The organism is Bordetella genomosp. 7 (assembly GCF_002261265.1).
Lineage (GTDB): Bacteria > Pseudomonadota > Gammaproteobacteria > Burkholderiales > Burkholderiaceae_B > Bordetella_A.
Genome location: NZ_NEVK01000004.1, coordinates 698,933 through 725,644, shown reverse-complemented (window position 1 = coordinate 725,644; position 26,712 = coordinate 698,933). Strand labels below are relative to the sequence as shown.

Below are 26,712 nucleotides of genomic sequence, written 5' to 3'. Positions count from 1 at the left end.
ATGGCCAGCAATCTCGTCAAAGCTATCCGCATCGAACAACATGGCGGTCCTGAAGTCCTGAAGCTTGTCGACGTCGAGGTTCCTCCACCAGCGTCAAATGAAGTCACCATCCGGCAGCATGCCGTCGGCCTCAATTTCATCGATATTTACTATCGCACCGGTTTGTATCCGCATGCCCTGCCGCATGGGTTGGGTTTCGAGGCGGCGGGGGTGGTAGAAGCCGTGGGGGCCGACGTAACCAGCCTGAAGAAGGGCGACCGGGTCGCTTACGGCCAGAGCCCGATAGGCGCGTATGCCCAGGCGCGCAACGTGCCTGCCGCACAGGTTGTCAAGCTGCCCAAGGGGGTCAGCTTCGAAGACGCCGCCGCGCTGATGCTCAAGGGGCTGACCGTGCAGTACCTGTTCCGCCAGACCTACCGGCTGCAGGGGGGCGAAACGATTCTGTTCCACGCAGCCGCGGGCGGCGTGGGCCTGATCGCCTGCCAATGGGCCAAGGCCCTGGGCGTGAAGTTGATCGGTACCGTCTCCAGCCCCGAAAAGGCCGAAATTGCCCGCGCCCACGGAGCGTGGCAAACCATCGACTACTCGCGTGAAAACGTGGTCGAGCGCGTGCTTGAACTGACAGGGGGCAAGAAGGTGCCCGTGGTGTACGACGGGGTGGGCAAGGACACCTGGGAAGTTTCCCTGGACTGCATCGAGCCGCGCGGCTTGATGGTGAGCTTCGGCAACGCTTCCGGGTCCGTGACTGGCGTCAATCTGGCCACCCTGAACCAGAAGGGCTGCCTTTATGTCACGCGCCCGTCGCTGGGGCTGCATGTGAACACGCCCGAAAAACTGAACGCGGCCGCGGCCGAGATGTTCGGCCTGGTGCAGAAGAAAAAGATCAAGGTGCGTATCGACCAGCGCTACAGCCTGGCGCAGGCAGGCGAAGCCCAGACTGCGCTGGCTGCGCGCAAGACGACCGGCGCCACGATCCTGACGGTGGATTGAAGTGGCCGGGGCGGCCAGCCCGCCCGGGAAATGAATACGGGCATGCAGCGCGCTGCATGCCCGTACTTATTGGTATCGGCCGTGCCGGTGTGCTTACGCCACGCGCATTTGCTGCAAGGCGGCGATGCGCGAGGGAATGGGCGGGTGCGAGGCAAAGATCGCGGCCAGCCCGCCCTTGCCGGCGATACCCGAGGCCTCGAACGATTTGGGCAGTTCTCCCGCTTCCAGGCCGCCCAGGCGCGCCAACGCCCGAATCATGGGTTCGCGCGAGCCCATCAGCTGGGCCGAGCCGGCGTCGGCACGGTATTCGCGCTGCCGCGAGAACCACGCCACGATGATGGAGGCCAGCATGCCGAAGATGATTTCACAGACCACCACGGTGATGAAGTACCCCGCGCCCACGCCGCGCTCGTTGCGGAACACCGTGCGGTCGATAAAGTAGCCGACCAGCCGCGCCAGGAACACCACGAACGTGTTGACCACGCCCTGGATCAGCGTCAGCGTGACCATGTCGCCATTGGCGATGTGCGCGACCTCGTGGCCCAGCACCGCGGCCACTTCTTCTTCGGTCATGCTGTCGAGCAGCCCGGTGGATACGGCGACCAGCGAGTCGTTCTTGAATGCGCCCGTGGCAAACGCATTGGGAGGGCCGTCGTAGATGGCCACTTCGGGGCGGCCGATGCCGGCGCGGTCGGCCAGCTGGTGCACGGTATCGACCAGCCAGGCCTCGCGATGGCCTTGCGGCGCGGCCGGGTCGATGACGCGCGCGCCGGTGGACCATTTTGCCATGGGCTTGCTGAGCAGCAACGAAATGATCGCGCCGGTAAAGCCGATGACGGCCGACAGGATCAGCAGCGCCTGGATATCGATGCCCTGCGCGGTGATGTAGCGGTCGACACCCAGGATGCGCAGGGTGGCCGACAGCACGACCAGTACGGCCAGGTTGGTAATGACGAACAGGAAAACGCGTTTCATGCTTTTCGGGGTCCTTTGCGAGCAATGGCGCCTTTTTTGACCGGCGCGGGGCACAGCGGTTCCCTCGCGCCCGCAGGCGTTCCGGAGCGGGAGTATAGTATCGCTTTCCCCTATTTCAGTTCTTCTTTCGTTACCTGGCCCCTCGATGCAGGCTCTTTGGATGTTGGTGGCGTCCGCCATGTTCGCCATGATGGGGTCGTTTGTGAAGCTTGCCACAGAGCACGGCGCTTCGCTTCCCCAGATCGTACTGTTTCGCGGCTTCCCGTCGGTTGTGCTGCTGCTGATATGGGCCCGCGCGGCGCGCCAGTCCATTGTGCCGACCAGCTGGCGGTTGCACCTGTGGCGCAACCTGTCGGGCGTCACGTCCATGTGGCTGGGGTTTTTCGCCATATCGCACCTGCCCCTGGCCACGGCCACCAGCCTGAACTACACCGCGCCGCTGTTTATCGCCTGCTGGATGCTGGGGTGGGGCGGGGCGCAACGCGACCCGGTGCGCATTGCGGCCGTCGCCCTGGGCTTTCTGGGGGTAATCGCCGTGCTGCGCCCCAGCATCAACCCCGACGAATGGCTGGCTGCGGCCCTGGGCCTGACTGCCGGCGCCATGTCGGCGGTGGCCATGATGCAGATCCGCCAACTGGGCCGCATAGGCGAGCCCGAATGGCGCACAGTGCTGTTCTTTTCGCTGGGCGTATGCCTGAGCAGCACCGTGGGCTTGCTCATCGAAGGGTGGGGCCACGCCGACCTGCTGGGCTATGCCGCGCTGATCGGCGTCGGCATGGCGGGGCTGTTCGGCCAGCTGGCCATGACGCGCGCCTTCGGCGTCGGCTCGGCCCTGTTGACGGCGGCGTTGCAGTACTCCACGATCATATTCGCCGCGCTCCTGGGCATGGGCTTCTGGGGGGACCATCCCGATGCCCTGGCCTGGGCCGGCATGGGCCTGATCATCGCGGCCGGCCTGCTGTCGGTATGGCGCACCATGCGCATGCCGCCCGAAACTTGAGCATTTCCGTAGGAGCTTGCATGACCCACACGCTGATATCCGCCGCCGCCCTGGCCGAACGCCTGCAGTCGGGCGGCCTGCGCGTATTCGATGTGCGCCACGATCTGGCCGACCATGCCGCGGGCCGCCTTGCCTTCGAGCAGGGCCACATTCCGGGCGCCCGCTACCTCGACCACGAAACCGAACTGTCCGCGCCCCGCACCGGCACCAACGGCCGCCATCCGCTGCCGTCCCGTGATGATCTGGCCGCGCTGATGCGCGCGCACGGCGTGCAGCCCGATACACTCGTGGTGGCGTATGACGCCAGCGCGGGCATGTTCGCTGCGCACCTGTGGTGGATGCTGCGCTGGCTTGGCCATGAGCGCGTGGCGGTGCTGGACGGCGGCTGGCAGGCATGGGTCGCTGCCGGCCTGCCCATCAGCACCGAACCTGCGGCCCCCGGTACGCCGGCGGCGGCGGCGCCCCTGCCTGCGCCATTGGTCGAAACCGTAGATGCCCAGGCGGTGCTCGCCAATCTGGCGCAACCGGCCTTCACGGTGCTTGATGCGCGGGCGGCCAACCGCTACCGGGGCGAAGTCGAGCCCATGGATCCGGTTGCCGGGCATATCCCCGGCGCGCTCAATCGGCCCAATGGCGAAAACCTGCAGGCAGATGGCCGCTTCAAGCAGCCCGAGCAGTTGCGGGCCGAATTTGCGAAGCTGCTGGGAGATCGCGATCCGCGCGCAGTCGTGCATCAGTGTGGCTCTGGCATTACTGCGTGCCACAACCTGCTCGCCATGGAAATCGCCGGCCTGTCGGGCTCGCGCCTGTATCCGGGCTCTTGGAGCGAGTGGTGCAGCGATCCGGCACGACCGGTGGCGCGCGGCGCATAGCACGCCAGCGGGCAGGGCGGCGCGCTGCGGCGTGGGCGCGCGCATAAAAAACGGCCGCCGCGGCGGCCGTTTCGGTCGGGCGTGACCAGAGTCAGTCCTGGTGGGGCTCCTGCATGACGCGCCGATACCATTCATGGAAATGCTGCATGCCGTCTTCCATGGGCGACTGGTAGGGCCCGGACTCGTTGACGCCGCGCAGCATCAACGCCTTGCGGCCGGCGTCCATGCGTTCGGCGATCTCGTCGTCCTCGATGGCGGTTTCCATATAGGCCGCACGCTGCGCTTGGACGAATTCGCGCTCGAATGCCACGATTTCCTCGGGGTAATAGAACTCCACCACGTTGACGGTTTCTTGCGGGCTCTTCGGATAGAGAGTCGACAGCACCAGCACGTGCGGATACAGCTCGATCATGTGGGTGGGGAAGTACGTTACCCATACCGCGCCGAAATCCGGCGCGTCGCCAGCCCGGTAATCGAGCAGTCGATCGTGCCATTGCCTGTAGACGTCGGAACCGGGCTGCGCCAGCGCCTTGTGCACGCCCACGCGCTGCAGGCTGTACCAGTCGGAGAATTCCCAGCTCAGGTCGTCGCAGGTGACGAAGCGACCCAGGCCCGGATGGAAGGGGCCGACGTGGTAGTCCTCGAGATAGACCTCGATGAAGGTCTTCCAGTTGTAGTTGCACTGGTGCACTTCAACGTGATCGAGCACATAGTCGCCGAAGTCGAACTCGGGGCGCGCAAAAAGCGGGGCCAGGTCGGCTGCGGGGTCGCGCGGGCCTTCGAACAACAGCCCGTGGCAATCGCGCAGGCGGAAGCGCTGCAGGTTCATGCAGGGAGTCGATTCGAACTGCGGGGCCCCCAGGAGCTCGCCACGGTTGTTGTACGTCCAGCGGTGCAGGGGGCAAACGATGTTGCCCCCGGTTTCCTTGAGGTTGCCATGCCCGGCGGTATGACTGGTGACATTGCCTGCGTGTCCGCCCAGCATCACGGCCTGGCGGTGGCGGCAGACGTTCGACATCAGTTCGACGCCCTGGGCATTGCGCACCAGCACACGTCCGCCGTCTTCGTGCGGCAGAGTGCGCCAGTCGCCGATTTCGGGAACCAGCTTTTGGTGACCGACGTACAACGAGGATTGCTTGAATATGAGTTCTTGCTCGCGCTGGAAGCGGGCTTCGTCAAAGTATGCGCTGACGGGGAGCTGGGTGCGAGCCGGCACGACATGCGCCATCCGACCAATGTCGGTCATGATTCCCTCCGCTCGGATAAAAAAGCCAGGACGGCAGAGTTTCCGTTCTGGCGCGAAGAAAAATCGGGCTGGCCGATCAAACCGTGAATTGTACCCTATCCCTTATTTCCCGGGACGGCATTTGGCTAGACCAGGCGCCGGGTCATGGGGTGGCGGCGCAGCAGCCAGCTGCTGGCCGCCGAAAGCGTGAACACCGCCACCGCCAGCAGCGGCACATTCCAGGCGGCGCCTGTCGCGTGCGGCGTGCCGGCGAGGTCGGCCAGGTCCAGGAACAGCGGATGGATCAGGTACACCCCGAAGGTAAGAGGGGCCAGAGCAGAAAGCGTGGGCAGCCGCGGCGTGTCGAGGATAAGCTGGAACGCGGCCAGCGACATGAACGGCACCGTGATGCTGAAGTAATCGTAGAAATACAGGTTCAGTTGCCCGCTTTCCGACAGGGTATACACGCCCCATGCCGTGGCGAACACGCTCAGCGCCAGCATCAGTGCGGGCTGGGGCACGCGCAGTTCGCCCTCGTAGATCATGCGGCCGGCCAGAAAGTATCCCAGGTAGGGCAGGAACCAAGTCAGGAAGAAGCCCGGGCCCACGCCCGCCGCCTGGCGATACAGGGCATCCAGGATGGCAATGCCCAGGACGGCCGATACCCACAGGCGGCGCGCCGCGGGTTGGCTGCGCTGGTATAAGGCGCGCACCGCCGGCGCGAACAGATACAACCCCACGATCATATACAGGTACCAGAGGTGGTAATAGGGAGCGCCTTCGGCGATCTTGCGAGGCCAGAACGACACGTCGATGCGGCCGTCGTCCCACCAGTCGAGCAGGGTGCGCCAACACAGATAGAACAGTGTCCAGAATACGAGGGGGGCGCAGATGCGCATGGCGCGCTTCTGATAGAAGCCGCGCGCGTCCTGTGGGCGGCTGCTGTCCAGCAGCAGTGCGCCGCTGACCATGACGAACACCGGCACACACCAGCGCACGGCCGAGTCGTACAGGTTGGCTGCCAGCCAATCCGTGCTGCCGAAGGCCCCGGCATCGGATACCGGCTGCGCTGCGCTGTGCAGCATCACTACCGCGAACGCGGCAATCCAGCGCGCAGCGTCGAGGCGGTCGAGGCGGTCGGTGTCATGCGGCGTGGGCATCTGCGGGCGGCTGGTCCGGAGTCAGGGAAAACCCAGCTTAGCTGCGCGCGCAGGCCCTCGTGTTTCGAACCGTTAGCCCGGGCGTGCAAACGCAATCGGACCGCGCCCCCGCACCGGCCGCGGGGGCATTTGGTTGCAAATGAAGAAATTTACTGGCGTTCGAGCCCGGCCTGTTGCACCAGCTTTTCGATCACGGGCTGCTCGCTGGAGATTTGCCGGGTGAGCTCGCTTGCCGTGCCGGAACGCGGCTCGATGCCCATGTTCAACATTTTCTGGCGCACTTGCGGGTCTTGCAGAGTGGTCACCAGCGCCTTTTGCAGCGTTTCCAGGACGTCTGGCGGCGTGCCGTGCGGCGCCACGAAACTGAACCAGGCGGTCAGGTCGAACGCGGGATAGCCTTGTTCCGACATCGTCGGAAGATCGGGCAGGGTGGCCAGCCGCGACTTGCTCGTGATGCCGTACACCTTCAGCTTGCCCGCTTCAACCTGGGGCATGCCGGTAGCCACCATGTCGAAGAACAGGTCAACGTCACCGTTGATGACAGCCGGCAGGGCCTGGGTCGCCCCCTTGAAAGGCACGTGCAGCAGGTCGATGCCGGCTTCTTGCTTGAACAGTTCACCGGCCAGATGCGACGACGTGCCTGGGCCGAAGGTGGCGAAAGTCAGGCTGCCGGGCCGCTGCTTGGCATGAGCGACAACATCTGCCGTGCTCTTGAAGCCATGCTTGTCATTGGCCAGCAAGACCAGCGGGCCGATGCCCACCATGCCGATCGGTGCGAAGCTGTCGGGGTCGTAAGGCAGGGACTTATACAGGAAGCGGTTGGTCACTAGAGTGGAGTTGGTGGCCATGAGCAGTGTGTATCCGTCGGGCGCCGCGCGGCCGACGTAGGCGGCGCCGATGGTCGTGCCCGCGCCTGCCTTGTTCTCGACGATGATGCTCTGCGCCAGCGCCTTGCTCATGCGGTCGGCCAGGATGCGGGTCAGCACATCGGTGGCGCCGCCGGCGGGAAACGGCGAAACGATGGTAATGGGCCGCTCGGGATAAGCGGCGCTGGCCGTTGCGGCAGATACCGACAAAACGAGTGCAGCGGCAATAGTGGTGAGGCGTTTAAACATGTTTTCCCCTGAAGCTGTCATGGACGTGAAAGTCGACTTCTTGTAAATTTCGTGGATCGAAATTTAATTTTGTTGACCGAAACAAACTATAAAAACGAACGGATTCCTATGCAAGCCCCTTTCGATCGATCTGCCGCCGGCACAGCCGGCACATCCCTGAGCGGACCGGCGCGACGTCGTCGCGGCGACAGCCCGGGGCGCGGAGCGCCCGAGTTCATCGAGGCGCTGGCGCGTGGCCTGGACGTGTTGCGTTGCTTCGGTCCCGCAGCGGCCAGGCTGGGCAACCAGGACATTGCCGGGTTGACCGGGCTGCCCAAGCCCACGATCAGCCGCATTACCTACACACTGACCGAACTGGGCTATTTGCGATACCACGCCGACAGCGGCAAATATTCGCCCGGCTATGGCGTGCTGGCCCTGGGCTTCGGGGTGCTGGCGGGGCTGGAGGTGCGGGAGCTGGCCAGGGATTCCATGCTGCAGCTGGCGAAAGCCACCGGAGCGGCGGTTGCCTTGGGCGCCTTCGACGGCGACGCCATGGTGTATATCGAGGCGATACACGGGTCGTCCGAGCTGTATCTGCGCCTGCCGGTGGGGTATCGCGCCAGTTTCAACAGTGCCATGGGCCGCGCCTATCTCGCAGCGCTGCCCGGTTCGCAAAGGGACGAATTGCTTGGCCGCCTGGGCCAGGCCGCGCCCGATGCGGCGGTTGTGCGTCAGGCGGCAGCCGACCTGGCCGCTACCGGCTGCTGCTTTGCGATTGGCGGCTGGCGCGCCGATATCAATGCGGCCGCGGTTCCGTTTCCGTCCGTAACGGGGGAGGGGGTGTTTGTCGTAAGCTGCGGCGGCCCGTCATCGTTGCTCCCGGCCGATGCCCTGCGCGAACGCGTAGCCCCTGCGCTGCGAGACGTGGCGCGGCAATTGTCCGGGCATCGCCCCTGAGCGGCCGCCTGCGGCAGGCCGCTGGGCCCAGCATCGTACAATTCGGGGATTAATCTATTTATCCCCGCGCACGGAGCCCTGTTTGGCCAATTCTCCGCACACTGATCCTCAGCAAGACGACCGCCCTTTGCCCCAGGACTTCGAAACCGCCCTGGCCGAGCTCGAATCGCTGGTGGCGGCCATGGAAAATGGATCGTTGCCCCTTGAACAGTCGCTGGCGGCCTATCGGCGCGGCGTCGAATTGACTCGCGTCTGCCAAGAACGTCTTGCGCAGGCCGAGCAGCAGGTCAAGGTGCTGGAAGACGGCCTGTTGCGGCCACTGGATCCGCGCGCGCTAGACGACGAATAAGCGCATGAAGCAAAAACACGTTGCATTCGCCGACTGGCTGCACGAACGCGCGCAGCACATCGAAGCGGTGCTGGACGAATGCCTGCCGCCCGCCGACGCGCTGCCCTCGCGCCTGCATGAAGCCATGCGCTACGCCGTGCTGGGTGGCGGCAAGCGTGTCCGCGCGGCCCTGGTCTATGCCGCCGGGCATGCCTGCCCCGTCAACGGCAGCGCGATAGCCATCGAAGCCTCGCTGGACCGCGCCGCGGCAGCCGTCGAATTGATACACGCCTATTCGCTCGTCCACGACGACTTGCCCTGCATGGACGACGACACGCTGCGGCGGGGCCGCCCGACCACGCACGTGCAGTTCGACGAGGCAACCGCAATGCTTGCCGGCGACGCGCTGCAACCGCTTGCCTTCGAGCTTCTGGCGGACATGCCCATTGCGCCGGCGCTGATCGTCCAGGCCACGCAGGCGCTGGCCCGGGCTGCGGGCAGCCAGGGCATGGCGGGCGGGCAGGCCATCGACTTGCACAGCGTGGGGCGTGCGTTGTCGCGCGACGAACTGCAGACCATGCACAGCATGAAAACCGGCGCGATGCTGGCCTGCAGCGTGGCGCTGGGCGGCATCGTAGCGGGCGCAAGTTCCAACACCCGGCTGGCCCTCGACAACTACGCGCAGGCCATCGGCCTGGCGTTCCAGGTGGTCGACGACATCCTCGACGTTACCGCCGACAGCGCCAGCCTGGGCAAGACGCCGGGCAAGGATGCCGCCGGCAACAAGCCAACCTACGTATCCTTGCTGGGGCTCGATGACGCCCGCGCGCTGGCCGAAGAGCTGCGCGTGTCTGCGCACACTGCCCTGGTTCCGCTGGGCGAGGCCGGCTCCATGCTGGCCCGCCTGGCCGATTACATCGTACTCAGAGACCGCTGATAACGAGCATGACGACAGAATTTCTGGACCGCATCCAATCGCCGGCCGACGTGCGCCAGCTAGACCGTCGCGAGCTCAAGGCCCTGGCCGACGAGCTGCGCGGCTTTGTGCTTGAGTCGGTCTCCAAGACCGGCGGCCACTTGTCGTCCAACCTGGGCACGGTGGAACTCACCATTGCCCTGCATCGCGTTTTCGACACCCCGCACGACCGCATCATCTGGGACGTCGGGCATCAGTCGTATCCGCACAAGATCCTGACGGGGCGGCGCGCCGGCATGGCCAGGCTGCGCCAGGCCGGCGGCATATCGGGCTTTCCCAAGCGCAGCGAATCCGAGTACGACGCGTTCGGCACGGCCCATTCGTCCACCTCGATCTCGGCCGCGCTGGGCATGGCGGTCGCGTCGCGCAACATGGGCGTGCAGCGCAACCACATTGCGGTGATCGGCGACGGAGCCATGTCTGCGGGCATGGCTTTCGAGGCCATGAACAACGCCGGGGTCACGCCCGACATCAACCTGCTGGTGGTGCTCAACGACAACGACATGTCGATCTCGCCGCCAGTGGGCGCATTGAACCGCTATTTTGCGCGCCTGATGTCCGGCAGGTTCTACGCCGCGGCCAAGAATGTGGGTCGTGCCGTGCTGCAGCATGTGCCGCCGGTGCTCGAACTGGCGCGCCGCTTCGAAGAACACGCCAAGGGCATGGTCACGCCCGCCACGCTGTTCGAGGAGTTCGGCTTCAATTATGTGGGCCCCATCGATGGCCATGATCTCGATGCCCTGATCCCCACGCTGCAAAACCTGAAGGCCTTGCAGGGCCTTCAATTCCTGCACGTGGTCACCCGCAAGGGGCAGGGCTACAAGCTGGCCGAAAACGATCCGGTGCTGTACCACGGCCCCGGCAAATTCGATCCGGCCGTCGGCATCGAGCAGGGCAAGGCGCCGGCCCGCAAGACATTCACGCAGGTGTTCGGGCAATGGCTGTGCGACATGGCCGAACGCGATGCGCGCCTGGTGGGCATCACGCCAGCGATGCGCGAAGGCAGCGGCATGGTGGAATTCGAACAACGATACCCGCGCCGCTATTTCGATGTGGGCATTGCCGAGCAGCACGCCGTCACCTTCGCGGGCGGGCTGGCCTGCGAAGGCCAGAAGCCCGTGGTGGCGATTTATTCGACCTTCCTGCAACGCGGCTACGACCAGCTCATCCATGATGTGGCGCTGCAGAACCTGGACGTGACCTTTGCGCTGGACCGCGCCGGCCTGGTGGGCGCCGATGGCGCCACCCATGCGGGCAACTATGACATCGCCTATCTGCGGTGCGTGCCCAACATGGTGGTGGCTACGCCGTCGGACGAAAACGAAGCCCGCCTGTTGCTGTCGACCTGCTACGAGTATCCGGGTCCCGCGTCGGTGCGCTATCCGCGCGGCGCCGGCTGTGGCGCCGAGGTATCGGCCAGCCTGGACACCGTGCCGCTGGGCAAGGGCGTGGTGCGCCGGCAGGGCGGCGACATCGCCATCCTGGCCTTCGGCACGTTGTTGCAGCCCGCGCTGGCTGCGGCCGAGGCGCTGGGTGCCACGGTGGCCGACATGCGTTTCGTCAAGCCCATCGACCGCGAACTTATCCTTGAACTGGCCGCCAGCCATCGCGCCCTGGTCACCATCGAAGAGGCCGCCATCATGGGCGGCGCAGGCAGCGCGGTCGCCGAAGTGCTCAACCAGGAAGGCGTCAGCGTGCCGATGTTGCAGTTGGGCCTGCCGGATCGGTTCATCGATCACGGAGATCAGGCCGCGCTGCTGGCCGGTGTAGGCCTGGATGCGGCAGGTATCGAGCGATCGATCCGCGATCGGTTCGGAAATGCCGGCCGCGACGAGGTACAGAAAACGGGGCCATAGAGTTGCCAACCTACTAGTAGGAGGGTTTTCCACACCCTGCGCAGTTCTTTTCGGTAATAATGGCTCCGCTAACATATTTCAGGGCATAGCACTTCGTCCGTTCCGCCCTGACAGGTAACTTTATGAATTCTCCGATCGATCCCGTCCTGGTCATGCCCGACGTCCAAAGTTCGGCTGACACGCGACATATACCCATTCAGCGCGTCGGCATCCGTGGCGTGCGGCACCCCATGCTCGTGGCGGGGCCCGATGGCGCTGCCCAGCCTACGGTGGCGACCTGGACGCTTACGGTGGCCTTGCCGGCCGAAGAGAAGGGCACCCACATGTCGCGGTTCGTGGCGCTGCTCGAGAAATTCCGCAGCGTGCCCATGACGCCGGCATTGTTCGCCGACATGGCGCGCGAGATGCTGCCGCTGCTGCATGCAGAGCGCGGCGACATCACCGCGGCGTTTCCGTATTTCGTCAACAAGTCGGCTCCGGTGTCCGGAGTGCAGAGCCTGCTCGACTACGAAGTGCAATGGATTGCCCGCGCCGCGGGCGACCAGGTCGAATTCGAACTGGTGGTGCAAGTGCCGGTCACCAGTCTGTGCCCGTGCTCCAAGGCCATCTCCGAATACGGCGCGCATAACCAGCGCTCGCATGTCACCGTGTCGGCCATCCTGAATGGTGACGTTGCAATGGATCGCATTATTCGCCTGGTTGAAGACGAGGGCTCGTGTGAACTCTGGGGGCTGCTCAAGCGGCCCGACGAGAAGTTCGTCACCGAGCGTGCCTACGACAATCCGAAGTTCGTCGAAGACCTGGTGCGTGACGTGGCTGCCCGGCTGGCCGCCCACCCGGGCGTGGCGCGCTATCGCGTCGAGGCCGAAAACTTCGAGTCCATTCACAATCACTCGGCCTACGCCGTCGTCGAGGGCTGACGCAGCACGCGGCGCCTGGGCCGCCTACTTGCATGTCTGGCCGTAACAGGCGATAATTAAAGGCTTTCTTGCTCGATCACCCCATTTCAGGGTGGCGGGCTGCCCCTTGCGGGCCGGTGGCGGCGCTTTGCGCGGCCCTGCACCCGCAGGACATCCACAAGGAGTTTTACCTATGCGTCACTACGAAGTAGTGTTCATTGTCCATCCGGACCAAAGCGAGCAGGTGCCCGCCATGGTCGAGCGCTACCAGTCGCTCGTTACCGGCCAGGGCGGTACGGTGCACCGCCTGGAAGACTGGGGTCGCCGTCAATTGGCCTATCCCATCCAGAAGCTGGTCAAGGCCCATTACGTCTGCATGAACATCGAGTGCGGCCAGGCCACGCTCGACGAGCTCGAGCATTCGTTCCGCTACAACGACGCCGTGCTGCGCCACCTGGTCATCAAGACCAAGAAGGCCCAGACCGCTCCCTCGATCATGATGAAGTCGGTCGAGCGCGAAGAGGCCCGCAAGGCAAGCGCCGAATCGTCGGCGCCGGCCCAGGCCCAGTAACCCCGCGCCGCTGCTTTACCACCACGCTCCGGCCGGATGAACACCCTGGAACTGAGCGCCCGCGTTCTTGAATGCGAGCCTTTGCGCCATACTCCTGCCGGCGTGCCAGTGCTGGAAATGCTGCTGGCCCACGAATCGGAAGTCGTCGAAGCGGGGCATCCGCGCCGCGTCGAACTCACGATTACCGCCGTGGCCCTGGGTGATCTGGCGCAATTGCTGACGGGCATCCCCTTGGGGGCCGAACTTCAGGTGCAGGGCTTTCTGGCCGCTGCCCGCAAAGATTCGGTAAAGGTCAAGCTGCACTTGCAGCGGGCCCGTAAAACCGGCGGCAGCGCAGGGCACGACCCACTGGTGGGATGACGGCATACCGGAACCAGAAACAGATTCCGGGCCCGCGACACAACGACGCGGCCCGACTAGACTAAGAGGCACATCATGGCTTTCTTCGGAAAACGCAAAGAAAAACGCAAATTCACGCAGCAGAACCCGCTGTTCAAGCGTCGCAAGTTCTGCCGCTTCACCGCCGCCGGCGTCGAAGAGATCGACTACAAAGATCTGGACACCCTGCGCGATTTCGTCCAGGAAAACGGCAAGATCATCCCGGCCCGCCTGACCGGCACCAAGGCACACTACCAGCGTCAGCTGGACACCGCCATCAAGCGCGCGCGCTTCCTGGCCCTGTTGCCTTACACCGACAACCACAACTGATCCCGGGGGCACTGAAATGCAAGTCATCCTGCTCGAAAAAGTCGTCAACCTGGGCAACCTGGGCGAAGTCGTCCGGGTGCGTGATGGTTACGCCCGCAACTTCCTGATTCCCCAGAAGAAGGCTCGTCGCGCTACCGACGCCGCCCTGAAGGAATTCGAAGCCCGCCGCGCCGAACTGGAAAAAATCCAGGCCGAGAAACTCGCCGCTGCCGAAGCCCTGGGCGCCCGCCTGGCCGGCTTCCAGCTCAAGGTCGTGCAAAAGGCCGGCGTCGATGGCCGTCTGTTCGGTTCGGTTACCAACGCCGACGTGGCCGAAGGCCTGCGGGCTGCCGGCTTTGACGCCGTGGAAAAGGGCCAGGTGCGCCTGCCCAATGGCCCCCTGAAGGCCGTGGGCGAGTTCCCCATCCAGGTTGCGCTGCACCCCGATGTCACTGTCGATGTGAACGTCCTGGTCGAAGGCGACCTCGCCTAAGCGTCTTGTCAGTACCTGCAAAAAGCCGGCGGCCGCGCCGGCTTTTTTGCTTGAGGGCCCCATTCACGCCAGCTTTTTGCAGGAAGGTTTCGTGAGCCAGCCGCCACCCCCGCACAGTCAAGCCCCAGCCGGCCTGCAGGCCTGGCTCGACAGCGTCGACAGCGCCCGCGAGCCTTCCGTGCGCGAGGTCGTCATCGATGGCACGGCCTGCGTGATCAAGCGCCGCCGGGCAGGTCTGGCCCGTGGTATCAGCTATGCCCTGAGATACGTGCGCGCATTGTTCCTGGCGGTGGGCTGCAAGCTGTTCCTGGGCGAGTTTCCCCGCCCCAGTGTGTTGTTGCGCAATGGCCTGCCTTACGAGGCGCAACGCCTGCGCGCGCTGGCGCAGGCCGGTTGCCGCGTGCCGCACGTGTGGCGGGAAGCGCCGGGCTTGCTGGTGCTGGAACATGTGGGGGCCGACCTGGCCGGCGTGCTGCGGCATGGCGATCCCGGGCAGCGCGAGCACTGGGTGCGCAGGCTTGCGATAGATCTGGCGCAGTTCCATGCGGCCGGGCACTGCCATGGCGGCGCCCAGGTGCGCAACATTACCCTGCGCGACGGCCAGCTGTGGCGTATTGACTTCGAAGAGAACATCGGCGGCGCGCTGTCGCTGCCCCTGGCGCAGGCCTACGATCTGTTCCAGTTGGTATCGTCGCTGCTCGCGCTGCGCAAGCTCGACGATGACAATTTGCCCGCACTGGGTAAACTGTTGGTGGATGTCTATTTCGTCACCCATCCCGCTCCCGCGGTCCGGGCCCGCCTGCAACGGCTGGCCCGTGTCGTAGGCGGTGCCGCCGCTGTGTTGCGCCCGGTGGCGGGGCGCCTGCCGGGGCGCGACGTCCAAGGTTTTTTCCGGGTGGCCGACACCCTGCGTACTCTTTATTAGCCCACAGATGAATACACCCGCCGACTCCCAGCTAGATTACTTGCGCGTGCCTCCCCATTCCATCGAGGCCGAGCAGTCGGTGCTGGGAGGGCTGCTGCTGGACAACGCCGCCTGGGACCGGATTGCCGACGTACTCGACGAGTCCGACTTCTATCGCCATGACCATCGTCTGATCTGGCAGCATATTGCGCGGCTGATAGGGCTGGCGCGGCCGGCAGACGTGATCACCGTGAACGAATCGCTGGTCAGCGCCGGCAAGGCGGAAGACACTGGCGGGCTGGCGTACCTGAACGCCCTGGCGCACAACACGCCTTCGGCCGCGAATATCCGGCGCTATGCGGAAATCGTGCGCGAGCGTGCGATGCTGCGCAAGCTCGTGTCGATCGCCGACGAGATCTCCGCCGCCGCGCTCAATCCGCAAGGCAAGGAAGCGCGGCAGTTGCTCGATGAAGCCGAGTCCAAGGTATTCAAGATCGCCCAGGAAGGCGAAAAGGGTTCCGCCGGGTTCCAGGAAATCCAGCCGCTGCTGACCCAGGTGGTCGAGCGCATTGACGAGCTCTATCATCGCGAGGGCGATTCCGACGTGACCGGTGTGCCCACCGGGTTCACCGATCTCGACAAAATGACTTCCGGGCTGCAGCCCGGAGACTTGGTCATCGTGGCCGGGCGGCCTTCCATGGGCAAGACCTCGTTCTCGATGAACATCGGCGAGCACGTGGCCATCGAACAGGGGTTGCCGGTTGCCGTGTTTTCCATGGAAATGGGCGCGGTGCAGCTGGCAATGCGTATGCTGGGCTCGGTGGGCATGCTCGACCAGCACCGCATGCGTACCGGCAAACTGGTGGCCGACGACTGGCCCCGCGTCACGCATGCTGTGCAACTGATGCAGGATGCGCAGGTGTACATCGACGAAACGCCTGCATTGAGCGCCATGGAAGTGCGCGCGCGGGCGCGCCGGCTTGCCCGTCAGTGCGGCCAGCTTGGCCTCATTATCATCGACTACCTGCAACTGATGGCGGGCAATGGCGGCGGCGAAAACCGCGCGACGGAAATCTCGGAAATCAGCCGCTCGCTGAAGGGCCTGGCCAAAGAGCTCAACTGCCCGCTGATTGCCCTGTCGCAGCTGAACCGAAGCCTGGAGCAGCGTCCCAACAAGCGTCCTGTGATGAGCGATTTGCGCGAGTCGGGCGCCATTGAACAGGATGCCGACTTGATCCTGTTCATTTACCGAGACGAAGTCTATAACCCCGATTCGCCCGACAAGGGCACGGCGGAAATCATCGTGGGTAAGCAGCGTAACGGTCCCATCGGCACCGTGCGGCTGACGTTCCAGGGTTCCAGTACCCGCTTCCTGAACTTCACGGCAGCGCCGCAATACTGAAGCCGGGCGTCAGGGCTCGGACTGCGGCTGGCCATCGCCATGGTCGAGCCGTGCATGGGTGTCTTCGATGCCGAACACGGACGTATAGGCGGGATAGAAGCTGCAGTACAGTACGCCGCCCGCGGCGATGTTCAATGGAACCTGCAGTGAGCCGGCCAGCGAAGGCGGCAAGCCGACGGCCATGAGCAGGCCGGCGCACAGATCGATGAACAGAAATACCAGGATCCACGCCACGCCGTATACGAGGAACGGCCATTTATTGCGCCAGCATGCAACGCCCGAAAAGAACAGGGCCTGGCCGATACGCAAGCCGTGCCAGGCCACCAGCACCGGGGCGTGCCAGAACAACGCCGCGATGATGACGTAAAGGAAGCCGAACAGCACCAGGGGCACGCGCATGGCGCTGATGAACGGCGTGAGATCCTGCTCGATGGACGCCACCCGCATGCTTTCGGTCAGGGCCGAAGCGAACGGCATGAACGATACCAGGCCCGCCCCAATGCACAGCCCCGCGTACAGCACGCCCAGGATGAGCATCTTTTTCAGGGCGCCCGGCCGCATCAGCGGTTGCGGCCACATCGAAGGCAGCATGATGCGGCCCGCGTCGATGTGCTTGCATGCCGCGAGCGTCATCAGCGTGATCACCGGCATCAGCGCCACGAAGATCAGCGGCCCGATGGGGGGCGTGAAGGTTGCAAACAGCACCAGCAGGCTGATTGCCAGCGCCCAGGTGAACACTGCGAGGGGCTGCTTCTTGAAGAGCCGCAGGCCATCACGCACCCATTGCCAACCATACGATGCGGGTAAACATGCTGCTTGCATAGGAAAAGTCGGGCCTTAAAGGGGTCTTTACACTCAATTATGCGGGCGGTGGCGCTTAGGGCAAGGCCGGCAGCCCTGGCTGGTGGCGTGCTTGCAACACTCTTTCAAAATGACGCGGATCGTGGGGCTTGAGTGTCTGGGCGGGCCGCGGCAGGAAGAAGTCGTACAGGCGCGATATCCAGAAGCGTAGCGCGGCCCCGCGCAACATGGTGGGCCACGCCTGGCGTTCGTCGTCGGTGAACGGTCGTATCGCGGCATAAGCCTGCAGCCAGGCATGCACGAGTTCGGGCACGAACTTGCCGCTATCGCGCTCGATGCACCAGTCATTCACGCTGACAGCAACGTCGAACAGCCAGGTGTCGCAGCCGGCGAAGTAAAAGTCGATGATGCCGCCCATTTGCGGGGTTTCGAACGTGCCCGCGAACAGCACGTTGTCGCGGAACAGATCGCAGTGCGCCGGGCCCGCGGGCAGAGCCTGCCAGGCGGGCGTGGCGGCGGCGGTTTGTTGCAGTTCCAGTTCGAGCGCAAGCAACCGGGCCTGGCCGGCGTCCAGAAACGGCATGACTTTGGGCGCGGTTTCGCGCCACCACGCCAGGCCGCGCAGGTTGGGCTGCTGCAAGGGAAAATCGCGCGCCGCCAGGTGCGCGCGGGCCAGTGTCGCGCCGGCCAGCGCGCAGTGCGTGGGCCCGGGCGCCGGTTCGTAGCCGCCGGGCAGGCGCGTCACGATGGCGCAGGGCTTGCCGTGCAGGCTCGTCAGGCGGCTGCCGTCAAGCAGGGTCTGGGGCTGCGGTACCGGCACGCCACGCGAGGCCAGGTGATGCATCAACTCGATATAAAACGGCAGTTGTTCCTGGGTCAGCACCTCGAACAGCGTCAGTACATATTCGCCGCGGGTCGTGGCCAGAAAGTAATTGGTGTTCTCGATGCCGGCGGTAATGCCGCGTAGCGATACGAGTTCGCCCAGTTCGAATCGGGTGAGCAGGGCGCGGGCATCGGCGTCAGAAACGGGGGTGAATACGGCCATGGGTCAGCGGTTAGAGTGAGACGGCCGGCGTGCGCCGCAGGCGGCGCCGCACGGGGGTGCGCCGCAATTTTAGTCTACGGGGCGCGCGGGCCTTGCGGGCCGTGGCGGCGGAGCCGGTGCGGCGCGCCGTAAAATAGCCGATTATTCATCGTAATAACGCAATGCTTAACGCTTCCGACTGGCGCCTTTGTGTCGCTCCCATGATCGACGTAACCGATCGCCACTGCCGCTATTTCCACCGGCTGCTGGCGCCGCGCGCGCGTCTTTACACCGAGATGATCACCACCGGCGCGCTGTTGCACGGCAATGTCGATCGTCATCTGGACTTCGATGCGGCCGAGCATCCGGTAGCGTTGCAGCTGGGCGGCAGCGAGCCCGACGCCCTGGCCCATGCCGCCCGCCTGGGCCGCCAGTGGGGCTATGACGAGATCAACCTGAACTGCGGTTGCCCTTCCGAGCGTGTGCAACGCGGCGCATTCGGCGCCTGCCTGATGGCCGAGCCGCTGCTGGTGGCCGATTGCTTCAAGGCCATGCAGGATGCGGTGGATGTGCCTGTCACCATCAAACACCGGCTGGGCCTCGATTACGACGATTCATACAATTTTGTGCGCGATTTCGTGGGGACCATCCACCAGGCGGGTTGCCGCGTGTTCATCGTGCACGCCCGCAACGCCGTGCTCAAGGGGCTCTCGCCCAAAGACAACCGCGAAATTCCGCCGTTGCGCTATCACACCGCCAGGCAACTGAAATCCGACTTTCCCGACTGCGTCTTCGTGGTCAATGGCGGGCTGGCCGACGCGGCGCAGTCGGTTCAGGCGCTGGATGACTTCGATGGCGTGATGCTGGGAAGGGCCGCGTGGCATACGCCCCGGGTATTGTCCGAGGTATCGATGCAATTGTGGCCATCGGTGCGGCTGCCCACTGATGCGCAGGTAGTCGACGAGATGGTGCGCTATGCGGCGCGCGAGATCGCCCGCGGGGTGCCGCTACGGATCATCGTGCGCCCGTTGCTGGGGCTGGTGAATGGCCAGTCTGGCGCGCGGCGCTGGCGCCGGATGTTGTCGGACCCCGCCCGCCTGTCGGCCAATGACCCGACGCTGATCTTCGAGGCCTGGCGTGCCCTGCAGGGCGCACCGCTGGAGCGCGCGCCCGCAGGCGCGCTGAGCGCCGCCCCCTGACCGGGCGGGCTCTGGCCCCTGTATCTTCAGGGCTTGCTGCTGCTGTTGGCGGGCGAGCTGTCCATGGGCCAGTCGCGGATATAGGCCTTGAGCATATTGTTCTCGAACTGTTGCGCGGCCACGATGGCCTGCGCCATGTCGTAGAACGAAATCACGCCCAGGAGCGTGGGGCCATCCATTACCGGGATATAGCGCGCGTGTTTTTCGAGCATCAGGCGCTGCACTTCGTCGGCGCTGGTATTGGGCGATACGCTGACGGGCGCGTCGTCCATGATGGCGCGTATGGTGGTCTGCCCGAGTTGGCCGTCGTGATCGTGCAGGTGGCGGATGATTTCGCGGAAGGTCAGCATGCCGACCAGCATGCCGGATTCCATGATGACCAGCGAGCCGATATCCTGCTCGCTCATGGTCTGGACGGCGGTCGCCACGGGTGTGTCGGGTTTGGCGGTATAAAGCGTGTCGCCCTTGACGCGCAGAATTTCACTGACTTTCAACATGATGATCTCCCGGGGCCCGCGGCCCCCTCTTGCTGCTTATTTTCGTCTCGAGCGGCACCACGGCCGCAAATGCTTCGGTGGTATTGTGCGCCACGCCGGTCAGTTCTTCCAGCGTGGGCGAGGGCTGGCTGCCCAATATGGCTGCGGCCGCACGCAGGATTCCGGGTTCGTCGCGCAGGCGCGGCTGGCGCCTGTCGAGCAGAAAATTGTCCACCACGACTTCTAGCGTAGTTTCGCGCGGATCGCACGCCAATACCCAGCGTTGTTCCGTCGTGCGGGCGGCCAGGCCCACGGTTTCGAGCTTGTCCAGCACATCGTTGAGTTCATCATGGTGCAGGTGCAGCCGCTTGGCCAGGCTTGCGGCACTGCGGCCGGGGGGGCGCATGCCCTGCGCGGCCTGCAGCGAGCGCAGCACCGCCAGCGCGTCGATATAGGGTGCGCCGGGCGCCCGGTTTATTTCCCAGCGGCCCAGCCTTATCAGCGGCCCGCTGGCAGCCACCGTGGCCCCGAACAGCACGGCCAGCCACGACAGGTAAATCCACAGCAGGAAAATGGGCAGCGTGGCGAAGGCGCCATAGATGACCGTGTACGTGGGAAAGCGCGTCAGGTAATAGGCGAACGCCGCCTTGGTCAACTCCAGGACGATGGCCGCACTGAATCCGCCGACCAGCGCGTCGCGCCAATACACGTGGCGATTGGGCACCACCACGAAAAGCGCCGCGAAGCCCAGGCCGGTCAGCATCAGCGGGGCAAAGGAAATGGCCAGGCTGAGCAGTTCCGGAACGTCGCCCACCAGGCCCATCGATTCGCGAGCCAGGAACGACGTGGCCCAAAGGCTGGCCCCCGCCACGACCGGCCCCAGCGTAATGACCGCCCAATACACCAGCGCGCGCTGGGGCAGGGGGCGTTGGCGCGTCACGTGCCAGATATCGTTGAATGACTTGTCGATGGTCATGATCAGCAGCAGCGATGTGACCACCAGGAATGCGCCGCCTATCGCCGTCAGGCGCGAGGCCTGGAAGGCGAACTGGTTGAGGTAATCCATGATGTTGTCTGATACCGCCGGCGGCATCAGACTGTTTGCCAGGAAATCCTCCAGGGCGAGGCGGAAATCCTGGAATACGGGGAAGGCGGTGAACAACGACAACACCACGGCCAGCATGGGGACGATACCCAGCACGGTGGTGAATGTAAGGCTGGAGGCCACCTGCAGGAGCTTTTCTTCGTCGGCGCGCTGCGCGGCGAAACGAAACACCCTGCCGGTGCGCGCCACCCAGGTGGCGCGCCGACGGGAGACAGCGGCCGCCGCCGGCTGAGCGGGGGCGGGCTCTGCAGAGTGGCTCATCAGGCGATAATAGCAGTATGAACTCTGAACTCAACCCCCATCTGCGACGCGTCGCGGCGGCGGCGCTGCTGGCCCTGATTGCCTTGTGCGTGGCCTGGGAAACCGTCCTCGCGCCCATCCGTCCCGGCGGTTCCTGGCTGTTGCTCAAAGCGCTGCCGCTGGCGTTTCCGCTGCGAGGCGTCCTGCGAGGCGACGTGTATACCTTCCAGTGGGCCTCGATGCTGGTGCTGTTGTACCTGATGGAAGGCACAGTGCGCGTGATGTCCGACCCGGCGCCGCTGTCGATGGCGCTTGCGGGCGTCGAAGTCGCATTGTCGCTGGTGTTTTTCATCGCAGCCATTTTGTACGTGCGTCCGGCCAAGCGGGCGGCACGGGCGCGGCGCACGGCAGGTACATCATGAGCCTTGTCCATACCCTGGGCGAACTGCGCCTGCAGAACAGCTATGCGGCCCTGCCGCCGGCGTTCTATACCCGCCTGCAACCGCAACCCCTGACGGACCCCCGCCTGTTGCACGCCAACGAAGAGGCGGCCAGGCTGATAGGGCTGTCGAGCCAGGCGCTGCAGTCCGATGAGTTCCTGCGGGTGTGCGCGGGGGCGCAGGCGTTGCCCGGCGGCGATACCCTGGCAGCGGTGTACAGCGGTCACCAGTTCGGCGTGTGGGCCGGCCAGCTCGGCGACGGGCGTGCTCACTTGCTTGGCGAGGTCGCCGGCCCGCATGGCAACTGGGAATTGCAGCTCAAGGGGGCGGGCATGACGCCGTACTCGCGCATGGGCGATGGACGGGCGGTGCTGCGTTCGTCGGTGCGCGAGTACCTGGCCAGCGAGGCCATGCACGGGCTGGGCATTCCCACCACGCGGGCCCTTGCCATCGTGGTTTCTGCAGACCCGGTCATGCGCGAAACCGTCGAGACGGCCGCCATCGTGCTGCGCATGTCGCCCAGCTTTGTGCGCTTCGGGTCGTTCGAGCATTGGTCGTCCCGGCGCCAGCCCGAAGAGCTGCGCATCCTGGCCGACTACGTCATCGACAAGTTCTATCCGCAATGCCGTGAAACGCCAGCGGGCGGCGACGCCAGCGCCACGGGCCCCGTGCTGCGCATGTTCGAAGAGGTCGTGCGCCGCACCGCCCTGTTGATGGCCGACTGGCAGGCCGTGGGGTTCTGCCACGGTGTCATGAATACCGACAATATGTCGATACTGGGCCTGACGCTCGACTACGGCCCTTACGGCTTCATGGATACGTTCCGGCTCGACCATATCTGCAACCACTCCGACAGCGAAGGGCGCTACGCATGGAACCGCCAGCCGTCGGTAGGGTTGTGGAACCTGTATCGGCTGGGGGGAAGCCTGCATGCGCTGGTTCCGGACGCGGACGCGCTGCGCGGTGTGCTGGACGGTTATGAAGCCGCTTTCACGCGGGCGTTCCACCAGCGCATGGCGGCCAAGCTCGGCCTGAACGCCTGGCGCGCGGACGACGAGCCGCTGCTTGACGACCTGCTGCGCCTGATGCACGAGCAGCGCGCCGACTTCACCTTGACGTTCCGCCGGCTGGCCGACGCGGTACGCGGGCGGCCACAGGGGTTCCAGGACCTGTTCATCGATCGCGCCGCTGCCCTGGCCTGGTACGAACGGCTGGCGGCGCGCCATGCGCAGGATGCCGGCCCGGCCGACGCCGAGCAGCGCGCGCGCGGCATGGATGCCGTAAACCCGCTTTATGTGCTTCGCAATCACCTGGCCGAGCAGGCGATCCGCGCCGCCAAGGCCGGTGACGCCGGCGAGATCGACACTTTGCTGCGCCTGTTGCGCGACCCCTGCGTCGAACGCCCCGGATACGAGGCCTACGCAGGGCTGCCGCCCGACTGGGCCGGCGGCATCGAAGTCAGCTGTTCTTCCTGAGCGGCACGCGCACGCTACGTTTGGTAGCGGGCGCCGCGCCGGTCAGTGTCATAATCGCATCTGCTTCCAACGCCTTTCTGAACCGTTTATGTCCGGCAACACCCTAGGTACTCTGTTCTGCGTCACCAATTTTGGCGAATCGCACGGGCCCGCCATCGGCTGCATTGTCGATGGCTGCCCGCCGGGCATGCCCCTGGAAGCGGCTGACATCCAGGCCGAGCTCGACCGTCGCCGGCCCGGCACATCGCGACACGTGACGCAGCGCCAGGAACCCGACCAGGTCGAGATCCTTTCGGGAGTCTACGAAGGGGTGACCACCGGCACGCCTATTGCGCTGCTTATCCGCAATACCGACGCGCGCAGCAAAGACTATTCGAACATCGCCGATACCTTCCGCCCCGGACACGCCGATTTCACCTATACACACAAGTACGGCCTGCGCGATCCGCGCGGAGGCGGTCGGTCATCGGCCCGTCTTACGGCGCCCACGGTGGCTGCCGGCGCCATCGCCCGGAAATGGCTCGCGCAGCAGTACGGGGTGCGGATACGGGGCTATATGAGCCAGCTGGGGCCCATTCCGATTCCCTTTGTGTCCTGGGATGACGTGCCGGCCAATCCGTTCTATGCGCCCAATGCCGCCATCGTGCCCGAGCTCGAAGCCTACATGGACCAGCTGCGCCGCGACGGCGATTCAGTGGGTGCGCGCATCGAAGTCATCGCCGAAAACCTGCCTGCGGGCTGGGGCGAGCCCCTGTACGACCGCCTGGACGCCGACATCGCGCATGTCATGATGGGGCTGAACGCCGTCAAGGGCGTGTCCATCGGTGCGGGGTTCGATTGCGTTGCGCAGCGCGGCTCCGAGCACGGCGACGAGATCACGCCTGATGGTTTTGTGGGAAACAATGCGGGCGGGGTGCTGGGCGGCATCAGCACCGGCCAGCCCATTACGGTGTCGTTGGCCATCAAGCCCACGTCCAGCATCCGGGTCGAGCGGCGCTCGGTCAATCGGGCCGGCGAGCCCATCATGGTGCAGACGCTGGGCCGCCACGACCCGTGCGTGGGCATACGCGCCACGCCTATTGCCGAGGCCATGCTGGCGCTCGTCCTTATCGACCACGCACTGCGTCATCGGGGGCAGTGCGGCTGAGCCGAAAAACGTTCCGGAGGTGTGCATGAACGCGGGAATTCGAACAGTTTTGCGCAGGCCGCTGCGTGCGGCGGCAGTGGCCGGCGGCATCGCCCTTGCAGGGTGCGCCAGTGTCAATACCACGCAATCGGGCGCCATCGGCATCGAGCGTACCCAGTACATGTCCAGCATGGTGCCCGAACAGGCCCTGACCCAGGAAGCAGGGCAGCAGTATGCCGAGATCATCCAGAAGGCTCGCGCACAGGGGGCGCTGGATCGCGACGCCCGGCAGGTTGCCCGCGTGCGCGAAATTTCCAAGCGGCTCATCGCCCAGGTAGGCACCTTCCGCCCCGACGCTGCAAACTGGCAATGGGAAGTGCACGTCCTGTCGGTCAATGAAGTCAATGCCTGGTGCATGCCGGGCGGCAAGATTGCCGTGTACACCGGTCTGCTCAACCAGATCAAACCCAGCGACGCCGAACTGGCCGCGGTGCTGGGCCACGAAATCGCCCATGCGCTGCGCGAGCATGCGCGCGAACGCGTATCACAGCAGATGGTTACCAACCTGGGCCTTTCGGTCCTGTCCATCGCAACGGGCGTGTCCGCCGACCTGGGCAGCAAGCTTACCGACGTGATGTTCACGCTGCCCAACAGTCGTACGCACGAAACCGAGGCCGACCTGATGGGCTTGGAACTGGCCGCCCGTGCGGGCTACGACCCCCGAGCGGCGGTGACGCTGTGGCAGAAGATGGGCGCGGCCGACGGCGGCAGCGCGCCGCCGGAATTTCTGTCCACGCACCCGTCGGCCGCCACACGCATTTCCGAACTGCAAGCGGCGGCGCAGCGTGTGATGCCGCTGTATGAGCAGGCGGGCGGCAAAGCCAGGTAGCAGCAGGGTGGTGCTACCAATACTAGGATAACAGCTGCCGTTGTACTAGGTTGAGAGCATGGGCATAATCGAGGGCATCGATTTTCGATGTCCCCGTCCGGCTCGTCCGGATCTTGCTCGAGTCTACTCATGGCCCAAACTCTCTACGACAAACTCTGGGACGCCCACGTCGTCCACCAGGAATCCGACGGCACCTGTTTGCTGTACATCGATCGCCATCTGCTGCACGAAGTCACCAGTCCGCAGGCCTTCGAAGGTCTGAGCATGGCCGGACGCAAGCCCTGGCGCGTCAGTGCCAACCTGGCGGTGGCCGATCACAACGTTCCCACGCTGAACCGCGCACGCGGCATCGACGACCCGGTGTCGCGCCTGCAGGTCGATACGCTGGATGCCAACTGCGATAAATACGGCATCACCGAATTCCGCATGGCCGACCTGCGCCAGGGCATCGTGCACGTCATCGGGCCCGAGCAGGGCGCCACGCTGCCCGGCATGACCGTCGTCTGTGGCGATTCGCACACCAGCACGCACGGAGCGCTGGGCGCGCTGGCTTTCGGCATCGGCACTTCCGAGGTCGAGCACGTGCTGGCCACGCAGACCTTGCTGATGAAAAAGGCCAAGAGCATGCTCATCAAGGTCGAAGGCGAGCTGCCCTTCGGCTGTACGGCCAAAGACGTGGTGCTGCACATCATCGGCGTCATCGGCACGGCGGGCGGCACGGGCCACGCCATCGAGTTTGCCGGCAGCACCATCCGGGGCCTGTCGGTCGAGGGCCGCATGACCGTCTGCAATATGGCGATCGAGGCGGGCGCGCGCTCGGGCATGGTGGCAGTGGACGACAAGACCATCGAGTATTTCCGTGGCCGTCCGTTCGCCCCCACCGGCGCGCTGTGGGACCAGGCCGTCGCGTACTGGCGCACCTTGCACACCGACCCGGGCGCCAGCTTTGACCGCGTCGTCGAAATCAACGCCCAGGACATCAAGCCGCAGGTCTCGTGGGGCACATCGCCTGAAATGGTGTTGCCCGTGGATGCGCGCGTGCCCGATCCCGATCGCGAGAAAGACGACGTGCGCCGCAACGGTATGGAGCGCGCGCTGCAATACATGGGGCTCAAGCCCAACACGCCGCTGACGGATATCCGCATCGACCGCGTGTTCATCGGCTCGTGCACCAATTCGCGCATCGAAGACCTGCGCGCCGCGGCCGCCGTGGCGCGCGGCAAGCGCGTGGCCGCCAACGTGCGCCAGGCGATGGTCGTGCCCGGTTCTGGCCTGGTCAAGCAGCAGGCCGAACGCGAAGGGCTGGACAAGATCTTCATCGAAGCCGGCTTCGAATGGCGCGAACCCGGCTGTTCCATGTGCCTGGCCATGAACGCCGACCGCCTCGAACCCGGCGAACGCTGCGCCTCGACGTCGAACCGCAATTTCGAAGGGCGTCAGGGGCAAGGCGGGCGCACGCATCTGGTCAGCCCGGCCATGGCCGCCGCCGCCGCGGTGGCGGGCCATTTTGTCGACGTACGCAACTTCCGCTAAAGAGCGACTCTC

At 65.0% G+C, this 26,712-nt stretch carries 28 protein-coding genes; 20 read left to right on the top strand and 8 right to left on the bottom strand.

Going from position 1 to position 26,712, the window contains the following annotated elements; all coding sequences use genetic code 11:
* Window positions 1-990: a quinone oxidoreductase family protein gene (locus CAL19_RS10595; RefSeq protein ID WP_026641228.1), complete on the top strand. Its 990-nt coding sequence runs from the start codon at window positions 1-3 to the stop codon at window positions 988-990.
* Between the two features lie 93 nt (window positions 991-1,083).
* On the opposite strand, the gene htpX is transcribed toward CAL19_RS10595, so the two are convergent.
* Window positions 1,084-1,965 (bottom strand): protease HtpX, encoded by an 882-nt coding sequence (htpX, locus tag CAL19_RS10590; RefSeq protein ID WP_026641227.1) that lies wholly within the window; start codon window positions 1,963-1,965, stop codon window positions 1,084-1,086.
* A 145-nt stretch (window positions 1,966-2,110) separates the two neighbouring features.
* Between htpX and CAL19_RS10585 the strand changes: the two genes are divergently transcribed.
* Both CAL19_RS10585 and CAL19_RS10580 read left to right on the top strand, forming a co-directional pair.
* Window positions 2,111-2,965 (top strand): DMT family transporter, encoded by an 855-nt coding sequence (locus tag CAL19_RS10585; RefSeq protein ID WP_026641226.1) that lies wholly within the window; start codon window positions 2,111-2,113, stop codon window positions 2,963-2,965.
* A 20-nt stretch (window positions 2,966-2,985) separates the two neighbouring features.
* Window positions 2,986-3,837 (top strand): sulfurtransferase, encoded by an 852-nt coding sequence (locus CAL19_RS10580; protein ID WP_026641225.1) that lies wholly within the window; start codon window positions 2,986-2,988, stop codon window positions 3,835-3,837.
* A gap of 91 nt (window positions 3,838-3,928) precedes the next feature.
* On the opposite strand, the gene CAL19_RS10575 is transcribed toward CAL19_RS10580, so the two are convergent.
* The 3 genes from CAL19_RS10575 to CAL19_RS10565 form a co-directional block, all read right to left on the bottom strand.
* The gene (locus CAL19_RS10575; RefSeq protein WP_026641224.1) at window positions 3,929-5,083 is read right to left on the bottom strand and encodes an aromatic ring-hydroxylating oxygenase subunit alpha; all 1,155 of its coding nucleotides are present in this window, start codon (window positions 5,081-5,083) and stop codon (window positions 3,929-3,931) included.
* A gap of 125 nt (window positions 5,084-5,208) precedes the next feature.
* The gene (locus CAL19_RS10570) at window positions 5,209-6,222 is read right to left on the bottom strand and encodes an acyltransferase (RefSeq protein ID WP_026641223.1); all 1,014 of its coding nucleotides are present in this window, start codon (window positions 6,220-6,222) and stop codon (window positions 5,209-5,211) included.
* 149 nt (window positions 6,223-6,371) lie between these two features.
* Window positions 6,372-7,337 (bottom strand): Bug family tripartite tricarboxylate transporter substrate binding protein, encoded by a 966-nt coding sequence (locus CAL19_RS10565; protein WP_094796726.1) that lies wholly within the window; start codon window positions 7,335-7,337, stop codon window positions 6,372-6,374.
* Window positions 7,338-7,445: 108 nt separating this feature from the next.
* Here CAL19_RS10565 and CAL19_RS10560 point away from each other — a divergent pair, with 108 nt between their 5' ends.
* From CAL19_RS10560 to CAL19_RS10510, 11 genes are all read left to right on the top strand, one after another.
* Window positions 7,446-8,276 carry an IclR family transcriptional regulator gene (locus CAL19_RS10560; RefSeq protein WP_094796725.1) on the top strand — a complete coding sequence of 277 codons (831 nt, stop codon included), beginning with the start codon at window positions 7,446-7,448 and terminating at the stop codon, window positions 8,274-8,276.
* 82 nt (window positions 8,277-8,358) lie between these two features.
* Window positions 8,359-8,625 (top strand): exodeoxyribonuclease VII small subunit, encoded by a 267-nt coding sequence (locus tag CAL19_RS10555; RefSeq protein ID WP_026641220.1) that lies wholly within the window; start codon window positions 8,359-8,361, stop codon window positions 8,623-8,625.
* A 4-nt stretch (window positions 8,626-8,629) separates the two neighbouring features.
* On the top strand, window positions 8,630-9,541 hold the full coding sequence (locus CAL19_RS10550) for a polyprenyl synthetase family protein (RefSeq protein ID WP_094796724.1): 912 nt from the start codon (window positions 8,630-8,632) through the stop codon (window positions 9,539-9,541).
* An 8-nt stretch (window positions 9,542-9,549) separates the two neighbouring features.
* Window positions 9,550-11,436, top strand: a complete 1,887-nt coding sequence (dxs, locus tag CAL19_RS10545; RefSeq protein WP_026641218.1) for a 1-deoxy-D-xylulose-5-phosphate synthase — start codon at window positions 9,550-9,552, stop codon at window positions 11,434-11,436.
* Between the two features lie 122 nt (window positions 11,437-11,558).
* A complete protein-coding gene (gene folE2 / locus CAL19_RS10540) occupies window positions 11,559-12,356 on the top strand; it encodes a GTP cyclohydrolase FolE2 (protein ID WP_026641217.1) in 798 nt (265 codons plus the stop codon).
* A 172-nt stretch (window positions 12,357-12,528) separates the two neighbouring features.
* Window positions 12,529-12,906, top strand: a complete 378-nt coding sequence (gene rpsF / locus CAL19_RS10535) for a 30S ribosomal protein S6 (protein WP_026641216.1) — start codon at window positions 12,529-12,531, stop codon at window positions 12,904-12,906.
* 36 nt (window positions 12,907-12,942) lie between these two features.
* A complete protein-coding gene (gene priB / locus CAL19_RS10530) occupies window positions 12,943-13,266 on the top strand; it encodes a primosomal replication protein N (protein ID WP_026641215.1) in 324 nt (107 codons plus the stop codon).
* A gap of 75 nt (window positions 13,267-13,341) precedes the next feature.
* The gene (gene rpsR, locus CAL19_RS10525; RefSeq protein ID WP_012249960.1) at window positions 13,342-13,614 is read left to right on the top strand and encodes a 30S ribosomal protein S18; all 273 of its coding nucleotides are present in this window, start codon (window positions 13,342-13,344) and stop codon (window positions 13,612-13,614) included.
* A gap of 16 nt (window positions 13,615-13,630) precedes the next feature.
* A complete protein-coding gene (rplI, locus tag CAL19_RS10520; protein WP_094796723.1) occupies window positions 13,631-14,086 on the top strand; it encodes a 50S ribosomal protein L9 in 456 nt (151 codons plus the stop codon).
* Window positions 14,087-14,177: 91 nt separating this feature from the next.
* On the top strand, window positions 14,178-15,011 hold the full coding sequence (locus CAL19_RS10515; protein ID WP_038852683.1) for a hypothetical protein: 834 nt from the start codon (window positions 14,178-14,180) through the stop codon (window positions 15,009-15,011).
* 7 nt (window positions 15,012-15,018) lie between these two features.
* A complete protein-coding gene (locus tag CAL19_RS10510) occupies window positions 15,019-16,392 on the top strand; it encodes a replicative DNA helicase (protein ID WP_026641212.1) in 1,374 nt (457 codons plus the stop codon).
* 9 nt (window positions 16,393-16,401) lie between these two features.
* Here CAL19_RS10510 and CAL19_RS10505 read toward each other — a convergent pair whose 3' ends face one another.
* Together CAL19_RS10505 and CAL19_RS10500 are read right to left on the bottom strand one after the other, a co-directional pair.
* On the bottom strand, window positions 16,402-17,214 hold the full coding sequence (locus tag CAL19_RS10505) for a BPSS1780 family membrane protein (RefSeq protein ID WP_094796722.1): 813 nt from the start codon (window positions 17,212-17,214) through the stop codon (window positions 16,402-16,404).
* A 55-nt stretch (window positions 17,215-17,269) separates the two neighbouring features.
* Window positions 17,270-18,238, bottom strand: a complete 969-nt coding sequence (locus tag CAL19_RS10500; RefSeq protein ID WP_094796721.1) for a homoserine kinase — start codon at window positions 18,236-18,238, stop codon at window positions 17,270-17,272.
* A 200-nt stretch (window positions 18,239-18,438) separates the two neighbouring features.
* Between CAL19_RS10500 and dusA the strand changes: the two genes are divergently transcribed.
* Window positions 18,439-19,416 (top strand): tRNA dihydrouridine(20/20a) synthase DusA, encoded by a 978-nt coding sequence (gene dusA / locus CAL19_RS10495; RefSeq protein ID WP_026641209.1) that lies wholly within the window; start codon window positions 18,439-18,441, stop codon window positions 19,414-19,416.
* 26 nt (window positions 19,417-19,442) lie between these two features.
* On the opposite strand, the gene CAL19_RS10490 is transcribed toward dusA, so the two are convergent.
* Both CAL19_RS10490 and CAL19_RS10485 read right to left on the bottom strand, forming a co-directional pair.
* On the bottom strand, window positions 19,443-19,913 hold the full coding sequence (locus tag CAL19_RS10490; protein ID WP_026641260.1) for a CBS domain-containing protein: 471 nt from the start codon (window positions 19,911-19,913) through the stop codon (window positions 19,443-19,445).
* A complete protein-coding gene (locus CAL19_RS10485; protein ID WP_026641208.1) occupies window positions 19,897-21,258 on the bottom strand; it encodes a YihY family inner membrane protein in 1,362 nt (453 codons plus the stop codon). Before CAL19_RS10485 ends, CAL19_RS10490 begins: the two co-directional genes overlap by 17 nt.
* A 17-nt stretch (window positions 21,259-21,275) precedes the next feature.
* Here CAL19_RS10485 and CAL19_RS10480 point away from each other — a divergent pair, with 17 nt between their 5' ends.
* From CAL19_RS10480 to leuC, 5 genes are all read left to right on the top strand, one after another.
* Window positions 21,276-21,659, top strand: a complete 384-nt coding sequence (locus tag CAL19_RS10480; protein ID WP_026641207.1) for a DUF2069 domain-containing protein — start codon at window positions 21,276-21,278, stop codon at window positions 21,657-21,659.
* A complete protein-coding gene (locus CAL19_RS10475) occupies window positions 21,656-23,152 on the top strand; it encodes a protein adenylyltransferase SelO (RefSeq protein ID WP_094796720.1) in 1,497 nt (498 codons plus the stop codon). The genes CAL19_RS10480 and CAL19_RS10475 overlap by 4 nt, the downstream gene beginning before the upstream one ends.
* 88 nt (window positions 23,153-23,240) lie before the next feature.
* On the top strand, window positions 23,241-24,299 hold the full coding sequence (gene aroC / locus CAL19_RS10470; RefSeq protein ID WP_026641205.1) for a chorismate synthase: 1,059 nt from the start codon (window positions 23,241-23,243) through the stop codon (window positions 24,297-24,299).
* A 25-nt stretch (window positions 24,300-24,324) separates the two neighbouring features.
* Complete coding sequence (locus CAL19_RS10465; RefSeq protein WP_419670217.1) at window positions 24,325-25,167, top strand: M48 family metallopeptidase; 843 nt, start codon at window positions 24,325-24,327, stop codon at window positions 25,165-25,167.
* Window positions 25,168-25,296: 129 nt separating this feature from the next.
* Window positions 25,297-26,700 carry a 3-isopropylmalate dehydratase large subunit gene (leuC, locus tag CAL19_RS10460; RefSeq protein ID WP_026641203.1) on the top strand — a complete coding sequence of 468 codons (1,404 nt, stop codon included), beginning with the start codon at window positions 25,297-25,299 and terminating at the stop codon, window positions 26,698-26,700.
* Window positions 26,701-26,712 lie beyond the last annotated feature (12 nt).

Excerpts from the sequence above, each read along its gene's own strand:
- CAL19_RS10490 (WP_026641260.1), bottom strand. The coding sequence starts at position 19,913 with ATGTTGAAAGTCAGTGAAATTCTGCGCGTCAAGGGCGACACGCTTTAT.
- leuC (WP_026641203.1), top strand. The coding sequence starts at position 25,297 with ATGGCCCAAACTCTCTACGACAAACTCTGGGACGCCCACGTCGTCCAC.
- rpsR (WP_012249960.1), top strand. The coding sequence starts at position 13,342 with ATGGCTTTCTTCGGAAAACGCAAAGAAAAACGCAAATTCACGCAGCAG.
- CAL19_RS10550 (WP_094796724.1), top strand. The coding sequence starts at position 8,630 with ATGAAGCAAAAACACGTTGCATTCGCCGACTGGCTGCACGAACGCGCG.
- CAL19_RS10485 (WP_026641208.1), bottom strand. The coding sequence starts at position 21,258 with ATGAGCCACTCTGCAGAGCCCGCCCCCGCTCAGCCGGCGGCGGCCGCT.
- CAL19_RS10580 (WP_026641225.1), top strand. The coding sequence starts at position 2,986 with ATGACCCACACGCTGATATCCGCCGCCGCCCTGGCCGAACGCCTGCAG.
- CAL19_RS10585 (WP_026641226.1), top strand. The coding sequence starts at position 2,111 with ATGCAGGCTCTTTGGATGTTGGTGGCGTCCGCCATGTTCGCCATGATG.
- CAL19_RS10575 (WP_026641224.1), bottom strand. The coding sequence starts at position 5,083 with ATGACCGACATTGGTCGGATGGCGCATGTCGTGCCGGCTCGCACCCAG.
- CAL19_RS10475 (WP_094796720.1), top strand. The coding sequence starts at position 21,656 with ATGAGCCTTGTCCATACCCTGGGCGAACTGCGCCTGCAGAACAGCTAT.
- CAL19_RS10465 (WP_419670217.1), top strand. The coding sequence starts at position 24,325 with ATGAACGCGGGAATTCGAACAGTTTTGCGCAGGCCGCTGCGTGCGGCG.
- CAL19_RS10560 (WP_094796725.1), top strand. The coding sequence starts at position 7,446 with ATGCAAGCCCCTTTCGATCGATCTGCCGCCGGCACAGCCGGCACATCC.
- CAL19_RS10510 (WP_026641212.1), top strand. The coding sequence starts at position 15,019 with ATGAATACACCCGCCGACTCCCAGCTAGATTACTTGCGCGTGCCTCCC.
- rpsF (WP_026641216.1), top strand. The coding sequence starts at position 12,529 with ATGCGTCACTACGAAGTAGTGTTCATTGTCCATCCGGACCAAAGCGAG.
- dxs (WP_026641218.1), top strand. The coding sequence starts at position 9,550 with ATGACGACAGAATTTCTGGACCGCATCCAATCGCCGGCCGACGTGCGC.
- CAL19_RS10570 (WP_026641223.1), bottom strand. The coding sequence starts at position 6,222 with ATGCCCACGCCGCATGACACCGACCGCCTCGACCGCCTCGACGCTGCG.
- CAL19_RS10500 (WP_094796721.1), bottom strand. The coding sequence starts at position 18,238 with ATGGCCGTATTCACCCCCGTTTCTGACGCCGATGCCCGCGCCCTGCTC.
- aroC (WP_026641205.1), top strand. The coding sequence starts at position 23,241 with ATGTCCGGCAACACCCTAGGTACTCTGTTCTGCGTCACCAATTTTGGC.
- folE2 (WP_026641217.1), top strand. The coding sequence starts at position 11,559 with ATGAATTCTCCGATCGATCCCGTCCTGGTCATGCCCGACGTCCAAAGT.
- dusA (WP_026641209.1), top strand. The coding sequence starts at position 18,439 with ATGATCGACGTAACCGATCGCCACTGCCGCTATTTCCACCGGCTGCTG.
- htpX (WP_026641227.1), bottom strand. The coding sequence starts at position 1,965 with ATGAAACGCGTTTTCCTGTTCGTCATTACCAACCTGGCCGTACTGGTC.
- CAL19_RS10505 (WP_094796722.1), bottom strand. The coding sequence starts at position 17,214 with ATGCAAGCAGCATGTTTACCCGCATCGTATGGTTGGCAATGGGTGCGT.
- CAL19_RS10595 (WP_026641228.1), top strand. The coding sequence starts at position 1 with ATGGCCAGCAATCTCGTCAAAGCTATCCGCATCGAACAACATGGCGGT.
- CAL19_RS10480 (WP_026641207.1), top strand. The coding sequence starts at position 21,276 with ATGAACTCTGAACTCAACCCCCATCTGCGACGCGTCGCGGCGGCGGCG.
- CAL19_RS10565 (WP_094796726.1), bottom strand. The coding sequence starts at position 7,337 with ATGTTTAAACGCCTCACCACTATTGCCGCTGCACTCGTTTTGTCGGTA.
- rplI (WP_094796723.1), top strand. The coding sequence starts at position 13,631 with ATGCAAGTCATCCTGCTCGAAAAAGTCGTCAACCTGGGCAACCTGGGC.
- priB (WP_026641215.1), top strand. The coding sequence starts at position 12,943 with ATGAACACCCTGGAACTGAGCGCCCGCGTTCTTGAATGCGAGCCTTTG.